Annotated in this window: 9 protein-coding genes and 1 tRNA gene; 5 read left to right on the plus strand and 5 right to left on the minus strand. The window is 33.5% G+C overall.

The annotated features are described in order from the left end of the window. Positions 1–683: 683 nt before the first annotated feature. Together Cyrtocomes_RS02940 and Cyrtocomes_RS02945 are read right to left on the minus strand one after the other, a co-directional pair. A complete protein-coding gene (locus Cyrtocomes_RS02940; protein ID WP_322497718.1) occupies positions 684–1052 on the minus strand; it encodes a hypothetical protein in 369 nt (122 codons plus the stop codon). Between the two features lie 132 nt (positions 1053–1184). Continuing rightward, on the minus strand, positions 1185–4007 hold the full coding sequence (locus Cyrtocomes_RS02945) for a hypothetical protein (protein ID WP_322497719.1): 2823 nt from the start codon (positions 4005–4007) through the stop codon (positions 1185–1187). 331 nt (positions 4008–4338) lie between these two features. On the opposite strand from Cyrtocomes_RS02945, the gene fmt reads away from it, so the two are divergent. Beyond that, on the plus strand, positions 4339–5259 hold the full coding sequence (fmt, locus tag Cyrtocomes_RS02950; protein WP_322497720.1) for a methionyl-tRNA formyltransferase: 921 nt from the start codon (positions 4339–4341) through the stop codon (positions 5257–5259). A 29-nt stretch (positions 5260–5288) separates the two neighbouring features. Here the strand turns inward: fmt and Cyrtocomes_RS02955 are convergent, their stop codons facing one another. Then, the gene (locus Cyrtocomes_RS02955) at positions 5289–6035 is read right to left on the minus strand and encodes a hypothetical protein (protein ID WP_322497721.1); all 747 of its coding nucleotides are present in this window, start codon (positions 6033–6035) and stop codon (positions 5289–5291) included. A gap of 5 nt (positions 6036–6040) precedes the next feature. Next, the gene (gene fliK, locus Cyrtocomes_RS02960) at positions 6041–7096 is read right to left on the minus strand and encodes a flagellar hook-length control protein FliK (protein ID WP_322497722.1); all 1056 of its coding nucleotides are present in this window, start codon (positions 7094–7096) and stop codon (positions 6041–6043) included. 225 nt (positions 7097–7321) lie between these two features. On the opposite strand from fliK, the gene Cyrtocomes_RS02965 reads away from it, so the two are divergent. Beyond that, positions 7322–7936: a DsbA family protein gene (locus Cyrtocomes_RS02965; protein ID WP_322497723.1), complete on the plus strand. Its 615-nt coding sequence runs from the start codon at positions 7322–7324 to the stop codon at positions 7934–7936. Between the two features lie 448 nt (positions 7937–8384). Here Cyrtocomes_RS02965 and Cyrtocomes_RS02970 read toward each other — a convergent pair. Continuing rightward, positions 8385–8457 (minus strand) — tRNA-Lys (locus Cyrtocomes_RS02970). Positions 8458–9434: 977 nt separating this feature from the next. On the opposite strand from Cyrtocomes_RS02970, the gene Cyrtocomes_RS02975 reads away from it, so the two are divergent. The 3 genes from Cyrtocomes_RS02975 to Cyrtocomes_RS02985 all read left to right on the plus strand — a co-directional run bounded on the left by Cyrtocomes_RS02975 (position 9435) and on the right by Cyrtocomes_RS02985 (position 13795). After that, positions 9435–9869, plus strand: a complete 435-nt coding sequence (locus Cyrtocomes_RS02975; RefSeq protein ID WP_322497724.1) for a hypothetical protein — start codon at positions 9435–9437, stop codon at positions 9867–9869. 387 nt (positions 9870–10256) lie between these two features. Then, positions 10257–11045, plus strand: coding sequence for a sigma-70 family RNA polymerase sigma factor (locus tag Cyrtocomes_RS02980; RefSeq protein WP_322497725.1), 789 nt, complete (start codon positions 10257–10259; stop codon positions 11043–11045). Positions 11046–11797: 752 nt separating this feature from the next. Continuing rightward, positions 11798–13795, plus strand: a complete 1998-nt coding sequence (locus tag Cyrtocomes_RS02985) for a hypothetical protein (RefSeq protein ID WP_322497726.1) — start codon at positions 11798–11800, stop codon at positions 13793–13795. The last annotated feature ends 67 nt before the right edge of the window (positions 13796–13862 follow it).

A 13862-nucleotide genomic window follows, 5' to 3' on the forward strand; every position in this document is an offset into this window, starting at 1 on the left:
AAAACTATCGATGCTTCTGTTTGGCTCTTACCCAACTTTAGAAAATTCATTACTTTTTCTCTTAAATCTACTCGTTGACATCTTTGTCTTTTTTGTCAAGCTATACTATAGTACTGACTATAATTTAACTGCTTTTACTGTAGCATTGAGTTAAGTGTCGCAAAATGACTCATTATATAATCATTTTATACAGCTTTAGCTATATCTATACAGATCTCTGATATTTCTCACAAACCCCTCCCAATGATTCTTAAATTTCGCACATTTAGGCAATTTCCTAACCCTTCTTTTTGCCACTATCAATAAAATGAGCTGTACACACTTAACAAAACCGCCTTAAAACCCTTTTTATACTTGAACACATATTTTACTCTTACCATCCATAATAGCGGCAAATAATACTCGATTCACTTAAAAATTTTGGTAGAGCAATTTTTGATTAAAGAGTTAGAGCCATGTCGTAATCATAGCCAATTCATCACTTCATAAATCAGAGAGAGAGTTATGATATTAACAGAATTTATTGATTGTAAGACCATTTACTCATATTCACCATATTGAATCTGGGAATTAAGAATTCCCAGATTCAATATTTAGATTAAATTTCTGAATTTATCTAGTTATATGACACCAATTGCAATTTACTATAGAGTATAAAAAGTGTTTAGTTATGAGCACAAAAACTAAATTTGTACACCACCACATTCTCCAAAGTAAGAACAATCCATCAGATTAGCGGCCAATTCCATACTAATTTCATCTCCACTATTAAGTACATCATAGCTATGTGCATACTTAAATACATTGCCTGATGTCATTGTTTTTTCCGATACAAGATCAAGTGCTAAACAAACTGCTTTTTTGGAATAGTGATCACCTCTTTTTGAAAACTCTAAATCAAATTCTAGTGGAAAAAAACTAGATGCTCCAAAAAGATCAGAGACAGAAAGAAATGCAACCTCTTTTACAGCAGAGTTTTTAGAGCAATTCTCTTGCCAGTAAACTATAAAACCCCTCACCCATTTTCCTTGCTTTTCATTATTATCACCCATATTCAATGAACTAGAAATATTGCCATCATTATCATCATGTTTTACACTAGTTTCGATATCAACATCTGATCCCTCACCAGCTTTTGAAATCTCTTCTCCCTCATCAATAACACTACTTTCATTGAATTTTCCTTACTCAACTGAGGTGGGAAGTTTAGAAGAATAACTCAAAAACATAGCATTATAGCTAGCTTCCGTATTAGCGCAATATAATCCCTGAGAAATATTTTCCTCAGTTTCAGATTCTGCATCTACTGCATCCACTGTTGTTGAGCTAGTCAATAATACGTGTGATGCATCATCACTCCCCACATCAGTTTTTACATCAACAGATTTCACAATCTCTTTTTCCTCATTAGTAGCACTCTTTTCATTTACCCCCTTATCTGATGAGAAAAATTCAAATTTACCATTAGGAAAATAGCGCGCAAACATATTTCTAGCACTATACTCATCTTCCGTATTAGCATAAAATGTCTCCTGAGAAATATTCCACTCAGTTTCAGATTTTACATCTACTTGCTTCTCCTCCACTACTGAGCTAGTAAAAAGGCCATATGTACTGCCAATTATAGAACTGGAAAGATCATAGATATAATGAGCAGCTGATCCAATAACTCCACTACTTGAAGCTGTGGAAATTCTATTACTATCTAGCGTGAAGCTATCCATTTTTTTGCTATCCTTGAAAGGATTAAAGTACCAGCTCCAAAATCCATCATCCCCATATCCTAATCTATAATACTCATTCCTATCATTCCATATATCAGCTATATTCATTGTAACTGTTTCAGCAGCATATGCAGTTGCACCAAGAATTGCATATGGAGCAACTGTTGCACCTAAAACACTATAGGTAAGATAGACTGTACCCTGAACTACATATGGTGTTAATACTATACCAGCTCCAAATGTGGCAACATCCAATGTAAAATCAACAGTATTATATTTATCATTCTCATCAAGAAGCTTTGGTATACTATGTGTAAGTATAGAGGTAGCACCAGCACCTATAGATACATAAGATAAACCGTTCACAATACCGCTATATTTTAGAGGTCTAAATATATTTACAGCTGAAGCGATAGCATTTGAGGTAGATGCAGTAGCTATCAGGCCGTTATTGACGCTTGGTGTTGCCAAAAACTTGGCATTTGAAGCGATGCCCTTCAGCACATTTGGTGTTATTAAGCAAGTTTGCAGCGTACCTAATGCAAAACTATCCAATGGCGATTTCAGATTATCATCAGCTAACTGTGATGGGCCATAGTTCAGTGCCTCTATAGCTTCATCTTGAGTTAAAGACGATTTATCAGTTTCTAGCCCTGATACAAATATGTTATGTGAGCCAGTATAAAACCTAGTTCCTTGAAATGAATATGATTCACCATATATGCTATGGTACAGTGCCTCTATAGCCTCATCTTGAGTTAAAGAAGATTTATCAGTTTCTAGCCCTGATATAAATATGTTATGTGTTGATAAGCCAGCATAAAACCTAGGTTCTTGAAACAAGTGATCATGTTGTGAATCAAATGACACTAAGCTCATTTCATTATCGCTACTAATATCATCTCCTTGTTGAGCAAATGACGTTACACTGAAGGATTCCTCATATTGCGCCTCTAGCTCCTCTACTAATTTTATATGTTCATTATAGTGAGATGGTCCCTTAGCACGCACAAATGAATCATCATCACTGTCGCTAGCATCAGCATTATCAACTGAATCCAAAGATATACCAATATCTAGTCTTTGATCGCTAAAATGCCGTATCAAGCCTTCTCCCGAATCAGGTTGTGGATTATCTGCTCCTTGAGAGTTATCCACACCACCCACCTTATTATCTGCAAACATAGCATTCTCACTGTAAGACGTATCCTTGCTATCTACCCATGTTATTGCTTTAGGTTTTAGATCCACAACATCTGACTCATTATTATTAACAATACTATGAGTTAATATGGATTGAAATTTTTCTTTAGAAGCAATAAGAGCATGACCATTACGCAATGTAGCATGTATATTATCACTATCCAAAATAGATTTAGGAAGATCATCTATTTTTTCTCCAAACAAATAACCATTAACTATTTGATTTACAACACTATTATCAAGTTGACTGGCTGTATTATACTGATTTCCAGTATACACCATAACTTGCATGTTATTTACCTCCTGTGCACTTACTGTATAATCATTAGCACTAACTGTAACCCACTCTCCATTATCAATTTCTTGACGCACTGGTATATTTTCTGTTGATCTATAGATAGCACTCTCTGTTTCTATAATAGCCTCCCCCACCTGGCCATCACCATCTATCCATTTTACTTCATCCGCTGTTAGATCTGCAGATATGGTACCTTCCTCAGAACCAATATAAATCTCTTTAGGATCAACAACACTAGGAATAGATTTAAGTTCTGGCTTAGCAACAGATTCATCAGAGATATGGAAAGAATCCAATTTCTCTATTAAAGATTCCATTTCTTGATTGCTAACAGATATATTACTTAATGATTGTGCTTCTACATTCCCTAGAAGAGCCACATCTATATTCTTTATTTCTGTAGTATTATGCTTTGTACTTATTGTAGAACCATTTAATAAGTTATGTACAATCTTTTCTAAATCCAAAAATTTGGCATTTTTTAGTTTTGGATCTTGATTTAGCACATTAAACAATAATCTCTGAAACCCATCTAGTCTTGGTTGATCCATAGTAGCCAAGTCTAGATTTAACCTGCTTAGCAACAAATTTATTAAGTGCTGAATATGTTTTTCATATAGATCAAAGTAGATTTTTGAGCTATCTTTAAGCTCTTCTATGAGCTTAAGCGACTTATAATTCTTTAATGAATCGCCCATTCTTTTTATAGCTCTACGGTTATCACTTACCCTACTCTTCAGTCTATGTTTAAAGTCGTTGTTTTGCAATTTACTATCTTTCATTATAGATAAAATCTAACCAATCTTGTTCTCTTTAGTATGTATTACACGTATATGATTAGCGCATTTACTATGAATTCATTACGTTAATCCTATCCATTACCACAGATCACTAGCACATCATCTGATCTACCAGTAATCAATATATTACACTAGTTTGCCGTGGTAATCAATCAAAACAATTGATTAATTTTGTTTAATTGCTTGATATATGGAGTGTTAATATATGTAAGAAACCCACATCTTATATATTATCCATTCTTAAAAATTATTTATATTGATTAGAGCATGTGTGTTATATAAGTGTGGTGTGCGGTAATTAGCTATATATTATATGAGAACTGTTTTCATGGGGTCTTCGGATTTTTCGTTACCCGCTCTAAAAGCCATATATGAAAGTAACCATGAACTTTTAGCAGTGTGCACAAAACCTCCAAGTGTTGCTGGTAGAGGTATGAAATTGGCAAAAAATGAAGTTTATGAGTTTTGTGAGGAGCATAAAATTCTTGTACTTTCTCCAAAAAATCTACGTGATGAGAAAACTCTATTTTTACTTGAATCTTTCAAGCTAGATGTTATCGCTGTCTGTTCATATGGGCTCATATTACCTTTGAACGTGCTAAATATGCCTAAATATGGATGTATTAATATTCATCCTTCAAACCTTCCAATGTGGAGAGGAGCTGATCCAATAAGAAGGACTATAATGTCTGGTGATAAAAAGAGCGCAGTTTGCATAATGAAAATGGATGAAGGCTTAGATACCGGTGATGTGTTCTTAAAAAAAGAATTAGATTTAAATGATAAGGATTCATACAGTCTTCTCTTATCTAATATGGCTATAATTGGTGCAGATGCCCTAATTGAAGCAATGGAGATATTGAGTAACGGTACTGCAGTATATGAGAAACAAAGTACAGAAGGTGTTTCATATGCCGATAAATTATCCAGTGAAGAAGAGGTAATAAATTGGAATGATTATGTAGTGAGTATACATAATAAAATAAGAGCCCTAAGCCCAAGACCTGGAGCATATTTTAAATATTTAGGGGAGCAAATCAAAATATTGGAATCTAATTATATTGAAACTAGTCATAAGCACAAGTTTGGGACTATAATAGATGAGAACCTATCTATAGCGTGTGAAGGTGGTATATTGATACCAGAATTATTGCAAAGACAAGGTAGAAAGGTCATATATAGGGATGCCTTTTTAAGAGGATTTAACGTGGAGAGAGGTATAGTTATTAGTTAGTTTGCCCTCGTGATTAATTTATAACCTACCTACGAACCAGAGCTTCCATATTCGTATGTTTTCTTTGCTCTTTTGACCTTATTAGTATCTAAAAAGCTAGGATTCATTACACTTTCAATTGATGAAACTTCAATCTGCTTACCACCAGCAACTATATAATATGTTTTCTTTTTTGAATTAGGATCCTGTTTGTATTCTATAAAATCTGCTTGCACATAAGAATGTGAATTTTCTGTTAGATCTGTCTCACCAGATTTTATTATAAAATTGAGATCGCCATTAGTATAGGTGGCCGATTTCATTATATCATCTGTAATAGTAATAAAACCGTTATCAAATTTACAACTTTCTTCGTGAATAATATTCCCAGCATTATCAAAAATGGTCACCCTCTCATCGCCATTAAGGCTACCATCCAGCTTTATTAAGGCCTTACCATTATAAAAAGTTAATTTATTGTCTTTAATTGCAACAGGCTTACCAAGTAGCCCAATAACACCAGCAAAACTATTTGCTTCAGACATACCATGCATTAACTTTCCCATCTGAATATCTTGGTTCATTTTCATAAATAGCATTATCGATTCATAGAGATTCTTACTGCTATTATTCTGCCCCTCTAAAACGTTTACATTTTTTGCTTCTGCAACCATAAGCTTTAACAACCCTTCATTAAATTCGGTCATTTTATCTATTACATCCGCATTACTACCAATCCCCCCCATACCCTTTCCTGAATAAGCTGAAGGTTTATTATTATCTGTAGCAGAAACCATAGTATCTAAACCATTATATCAAGCAAAATAGCAACTGGTGACATCTTATATCCGATATATGAAGCAGAATCATTGTCAAAGATACTTTCATCAAAATCTAGCTCTAATTCATAAGAGCTCCACTGAAATTTATTTCTCTCACCATCCTTATTATGGGAATTATCATTAGTAAACTCTACATTTATTCCATTAAATCCCAATTCTCTTAAGATATCTTCGATACCTGGTTTTTGGCTTTCTAGCTCTCTGATATCACGTATATTAGGAACAATTACCCTTAAATCTAGATTATTACCCAAATCACTAGACATCTCTACAGTAATTTCCCCCAATGATTTATGCTCTAACCTAAACTTAGTGCTCTTATGTTCTGAGCAACCAAGAAGCAAGTCCGCCTTTTTAAATATTATTGAATCAGGAACTATAAGCTTTTCAGTAAGCGATAAATCATGACGCTTGCCATCAGTAGTATAAATACAAATAGACTCCTCTATCTTTTCTTCATATTTATTTAAGAGATCTTGGCTATCTAGCTCTATCGCCACTTTAGCATTAGGAGCTTGGTGCGACGTTAATATCTGTATACTATTCCAAGAAAATGAGGGTATAAAATCTTTATTTATTACAAGCTGCCTATCATCAATCGATGAATAAAAACGATTACTATCAGGATTAGGGAGCCAATCACAATCGTTATTAGGTTTTACCTGGTTAACAACATCACATTTCTTATTATCTCCCGCCATCAAATAAAGGAAAGGGTTTTCATTTGCAACAATATTAATACTAGTGGCTTTATTAACATCATAGATTGTATTTAAACTAGTACCGCCATCTTCGTTTATAAGATCCTCAACCACTAAATTTATCTGCACATTTTGTATTAATGTTTTGTTATCCAATGAGGCTGAAGTGCATGTATCTTTTATATTATCTACCATTAATGAAGAAAAATCTGTCCCGAGATCAATTTTTTCATCAACACAAACAGCATCTATTGTAGCACCACGCTTTGCAGCAATACCAGAACCATCAATAATTAAAAAACTACTACCACTCATTTAGATATAAGCTACACTCAAGGATGACTGATAAACTAGCAATAATAGCACTCCTAATCAGTAAAACCCTTATCATAATATATATGAGTGCATTCCTATTTACAAGTCAACCTAGTTATATACTGTTATTTTATTTAATTTGGAAAAACTTCTTATTGATGAAAGAGTTTATTGGATTATATTTCTCATTAATTATTAAGTTAAACCATAATGCAGATGAGGTTAATGAGAGGATTCTTGATTTTTTTATACATCTTACTTCCTAATATAGGTAACGCAGCGGTTATGGATATTTCCGAAGATGATTTTTGTCTTGGTAGTAAGGATGCAAAAGTTGTTATAATTGAGTATTTTTCATTAACATGCCCGCATTGTGCGGAAATACATTCTGGACAAGATTCGATATTTGAGAGAATTAAGGAAAGGTATATAGATAAAGGAACCGTGCTTTATGTTAGTAGGCAGTTTCCTACAAATCTCCCTTCATTAAAAGCAGCAATGCTAACATATTGTAGACGAGATAAGTATTTTGATTTTGTGAAGGCGCTTCTTACATCTCAATCTATATGGGCATTTTTCTCTGATTATGAAAAAAGAATACTCAATATAGCAAAATTATCTGGAATAAACGAAGATGATCTTCTAAATTGTATGAAAAATGAAGAGGTTGAGAGAAATATAATAGATGAAATGTATAAAACTAGTAATGAACTTAAAATAGATAGAACACCAGTTATGTTTATAAATGGTCTAGAAGTCAGTAATATATTTGATTTCAAAGAAATAGAGCTAAAAATAAAGCAATCCATAATGGACCTTAAGTTGGAAGATGGAAAATAATACAGTTTTATAACATGATGAACTTAATAATTAAATCCTAACAACTCTACGTTGTTGCGTTACCTCTATCTAGCTATAGGTGTCTAAATTATATAACTAAAGCTGTATAAAATGATTATATAGCAATTCATTTTACTACACTTAACTCAATGATAACTAAAGTATTTCCAAAGTTAGCTATGTAACTCTTTTATTGTTATTTAGATATAAAAAAATACTATTATTATTGTTAAGTTATGCGTTGTAAACTAATTGCTACTTAACAATAATAGATGCATCTCAACATAAAATCTGTGATGTATTTATATATATAGCACACATAATTCACAATTAGTACAATCACTGTACTAATATTCATTGTATACACTAATCAATTAAAGCTATTGCTATTTAAATATATCTTAACTTACTAACTATCTCACTTCTTCTCATCTATTGGAAAAGAAAGCGATCCCGACAGGATTCGAACCTGTGACCTACTGATTAAAAGTCAGTTGCTCTACCAGCTGAGCTACGGGATCAAAGAAAAAAACAACCCTACCACAAAGAAGAGATGGTAGTTAAATCATGAAAAACCACACAAAGAAAAGCTATCCCAAAATCGTTTTTCAAGAACCTAGACGATACTAGTTACACACAATTGCACTAATTTACAAGAATAATTTTTGACTAATTACGTAATTAATGAAAAATTAATTGAAATAAACTGTGTGATGGAAAATAAAATAGTAAAAATGAGGCTATTTGTTACTGCTACAAATATATCAGCTAGCGCTTGTGATACTTTTTAGTCAATATAACAATCTTAAACTAAAGCGCCAGTAGAGCAATGTTACCAAAGTAATATTCATTTCAATTCGAGGCTGCCTAATAAAAGCCACTTAATAAAAGAGGGGGAAAATCGTGAATTGTCTAGCGAGTGTATATTAAATAAAAATGTCATTGATATGACAATAAGATCTAGCATGATATCAAACTACTGTTGAAGCTTTATTTTGAGTAGGAATCTAATTTCCACCACTTATAACATTGAACCAATATATGAAGGGCTTAAAAAGAGATTTGATAATTAAAAATTTTACTTATTTTGTATGAAACAATGTTAAAAAGGTGTTTAAAATTCACATTAAAACTTCTTAAAAATCATACCTTTTAAATAGATGTACTACAGCAACCATAAGAAGGGATGTTTTTTAAACATTCTTTCAACAACTTCATAAGTTCAGATTATAAATCTCTTTGATATTGTTAAATTCATAGTCAAACGCCTAATAACGCTATCTCCTAAATACTGTAACCATTTAAGAAACTGTTAAAAACTTTTCAAAACCTCAAAAAGGCTAGTTTATTAACAAACAAGAATCAAAAAGGTTTTATAATATATATTAGTTATTTACTCTTTGCTTAAATCAACAACTGCGGCATATTTCTCTTATGGATATAATTTAGCAAACACATTGACATAGATAAAATTATATCAAAGCATATGATTTTGTTTATGTTATTGTTTACAATGGAAAAGTATGCTGATCCTTTTATTTTAAAACCATATTTAGCGGATCTACTGAATAAATGTAATTACCCGTTAAATATTGGGGATGTAATGGGAATGCTAGATAGGTCTATTACTAGAGCTTCTCATAACGATCTAATAAACGATGCACGTGGTATCGATCTTCCTCATGGGAAATATGTCAGTGCTGTAATGGGTGTTCGTGTAATTACAGAAGAGTTCTTTAACTATTTTGAAAATCCAGTGAATTATCCTATACAAAGCAAAGATGAGATGTTGAAGGCCCTGGAATGTGTAACACAATTTCGTCTAATAGGAGAACTCGATACTGCTAATTGCACAGAAGATACTAATAACCATGATTGTGCTACGGAGGTAGATTGTCAGCAGCATGATGTGAGCTGTGAATTAGTAATCTAGTTGATGCAGCTTTACATATTAAAGTTATATAATTTATAGCATTTAGCTGGAATATCTGTGAACGTGATGTTATACGCTAAAAATTGTAGTGGTAATTTAGCACTCGTTTATGGGTATCTGGCTAAAATACGGAATTATAGTGATGTTTAGTTGTGCTTGCAGCTTTTTGAGTGCTGCATTTGTATCAGATCTTGATTATCTAAAATCTCACAACGTGCTAAATTAACTATGATGTTGTATTTATGTTAATTTTTCCTATTTCAGCTATAGTTTCTTGAATTTGCTAGCTGTGGTTTTTAATTATGGGTTATGGCGTAACTTTGGCTTGAACACAGTATTAAATTAGCATATGATCCTGCACATAGGGGTTTATGTGGTTATATTCGTATGAGTTTAGTACCTGCGTATACTTCTGATCTTTCTGCTTATATTGCAAAGGTCAGTGAATTCCCTCTTTTATCTAAGGAGGAAGAGGATGTATTGGCTAAAAAGTTTAAATCGGATGGTGATGTAAAGGCTGCTCATATGCTTGTTACTTCTCATTTGAGGTTGGTGGTAAAGATAGCCCTAACCTTTCGTAGCTATAATGTATCAATGCAAGATGCTATATCAGAGGGAAATATAGGGCTGATGAGAGCTGTTAGAGGGTTTGATTATTCTTTGGGAAATAGGCTCTCAACGTATGCAATGTGGTGGATAAAGGCCGCAATACAATCATATATACTAAGGTGTTGGTCCGCTCTAAAAGTTGGTTCTTCTACTCTTCAGAAGAGACTTTTTTTTAGCTTGGGTAAGATAGAAGATATGGAAAAGAGGGCCAAGGGCGTTAGTGTTAAGGATATGGAGCTTGCTGGGCCGAATACTGTTTCATATATGGGAGATCTTATAGGTGATGACCAACTAACTGTTGGTGATACTATAAGCGATGATACTGATTGTGAAAATTTTGTTTTAGATAAAATTGATAATTTTAAGAACAAAAAAAAGCTCGAAGGTGCGTTGGTTACGCTTTCTACTAGAGAGAGGGATATACTTGTCAATAGGTATTCTGAAACCCCAATGACATTAGGTGAATTAGGTGAGAAGTATTCTATCTCTAAGGAGAGGGTAAGGCAAATAGAGAGCAGGGCTATCACAACAATCAGAGATGAAATTCTTAAGGGGAAAGTATGTTGATAAAAACATTCCCAACAAACTATATGTATCAACCTCTATTTATTTAGAGATCTTCAGGATTGGGTTATGTATAATGAGTTAAACTGAATTATCATAGATATAAGCGGTAATATAGCTATGTCAGTATAAAACGTCATATAAAATAGGAGTTAAGAAGTTAGAGCAATTATTGCGCCATTTGATACTATCTTAGCTATATTACTTGCCATCTACGCCACCTCAAATAAAACAGCTATATCATGTATATCCATCACTTAGTTTGGCGGCGAAATCTAATCATTTAATGTTTTGTTAAATAATAAAATGATTATACAAAAAGCTGTCCATGCTTTAGTTATATATTGAGAGCTTTCTATGCCACTCAAACAACATCCACTATAAGGCTCTATCCACCACAATATTTGCATATGTAGGAATGCCAAATTTTTAAAGCACACTTCCACCAGCTCTCACCATTTTCTACCAAGCATCTCTACCAATTCTTATTTATAAACATTATGTTTGCCTTAATTAGGTCAGTTTTAGGCTCATATAGAATTGCTGGTAATTATACATATGTGGTATATTCAACCGGTGATTGATGGCCGGTTTAGAAATCAGGGCACAGATCTTTCTAATAAAAAATATCTCTAGGTGAAATAGTGTCTAAAGAATTATGTTTAGCGTGCTCGGCATTGTTTATGACTTATACAGAGCTGCCAGTAATGATACATATGGAGTAAATCTTCTTAACTTTCTACTTTACAGATAATATGAAACAAGGCGTACAAAAGGATAATCAAGCGGTCGCTGATCAATCTCAGGGTTCTGCATCTTATGAGACAGAAGGGAGCTTAGATAGTTTTGTATCTCTTTCACCAGAAGATGATACAACGCTAGATGATAGTGCACATAACGGCGCTGATGATAATGATATGGGATCTTTTGTTCTGGCTCATGATCCTACGGAGCTGCAAAAGGAAGACATGAATAGGACCACTTTACTCCAAGCATCGCATAAATTAGGCGAGATCCTTGAGGAATTTGGTTATGTAGGGTATTCTGGAAAGCGTGCATATGAAGCTCTTGGTAATGTAACGTCAGAAGCAGAAGCATGTGCTGAATTAGCAAGACAAATGCCAGGCTTGATAAGCTTATTGGGCAAACTCATTAAGGATGTAGCATCGCTTCCAAATGAGGTTGGTAGCATTAATACCATTTTAGCAAAAATAACAAGGGCTGTAAGTGAGCGGCAAAAGTTATTAAGGCAAGTATCTATTGCAGAGAAAGAGAGAGATACATCATCGAGAAGAATGATCGCCAAAGAGCAAGAATGTAATCAATTAGCAAAAGAAAATCATCGCTTAAAAGTACAGTTAGATCAGCAAAAGCGAGGTGGGCATACTTTTATAAAAATTACTGATGGGTTGTCTGTATCATATAAGGAAAATGGGATGCAAACCGATCCAGAGCTACCTGTATTAGATAATACAACTGAGACGAAAACCGATCCAACAACTAATAATACAGCTGCGACGCAAACCGATCCAGTAACTAATAATACAGCTAAGACACAACCAGCTCCAGCAACTAAGTATGCAGGAACTCAAACTGCTAATGTGAATATCAATAACGCCCGTTTAGCCATGTTACTTGATCAGCAAAATAATAAAGATAAGATGCTAGGAGTGACAGATGCATTAAACCAAGTATTGAGAGATAATAGAGAGTTTTTAGCGGGCCTGACATTAAAATTAGATATCTCTCTAGGGTTTTTACTGGCAAAACTGAAAAGCATTGCCGCAAGACCTATAGGAGAATACCACATAACTAACCAAGTTACAAAATATGCAGCTAACGCTTCATATGCATTACAACCTTTATCATATATATTGCCGTATCTATTTTCTTTTGTTCATAAATTAACCGCGCCACATACTATTACAACGGAAGCATTTGATGAATTTGCCAAGAAGACAGCAATAAATTTCGTTACAGGGCAATTAACTGCCTACATTAGGCAATGTGTAGAAATACAATTCATAAAGTTTGTATCTAATAAATTTGCCCTAGCAAAACTTCCAACTTATTATGCATGCTATAAGCTTATATCAAGCTTTAAATCCTCAGAGAACATTAATAATTCTCAATTAATACTTGGTGTCGCAAGGCCACTGACTGTATTGGCATCTGTCATACATGCAGTAAATCCAGAATTAGTAAAAAATCAAACGGTCTCTTATGCCTTAGAAAAAGTAGCATTTATCGCTAATGTTCTTTCAACGTTTGCATATAATTACCACTTTTGCTCTAAGTATTTTTCATTTTTTAAAGATAGTTCTAGACTTTTAGATATTACATTTAAAAGCATTGTTATACAATGTATGATTGTATCAATTATTGATTTGGGTACAGATAGCCAAAGTATGAGGCTTTTCAGCAAGTTAGGTATACTTGATAATATGGCGCGTTTATATAAGTGGAGTACTGACCATGTTGCTCAGAGCTTGAACACGATAAGCGAAACTAAAAAATCTCTATGTACACAGGTAGCCAATGATACTAGCGCACTCAAAGATGATATGGAATTTTTATATAAGTTGAGTGCTGACTATGCGACTCAAGGCTTAGATATAATAAGTGAAACTACAAAATCTCTATATACACAGGCGGCGGATTATGCTACTTGGGCAAAAGATAATGCAACATATGATAATATGGTATTTGTATGTAAGTACCTAGGCACTGTTAACAAAGGTTTTGCCAAATAATGGAAAAGATGCAATATTATATTGGAGGCGATAAATATGGTATTTAGATGGATAAAAGGTTGTTTCC

Source organism: Candidatus Cyrtobacter comes, assembly GCF_034470605.1.
Taxonomy (GTDB): domain Bacteria; phylum Pseudomonadota; class Alphaproteobacteria; order Rickettsiales; family Midichloriaceae; genus Cyrtobacter; species Cyrtobacter comes.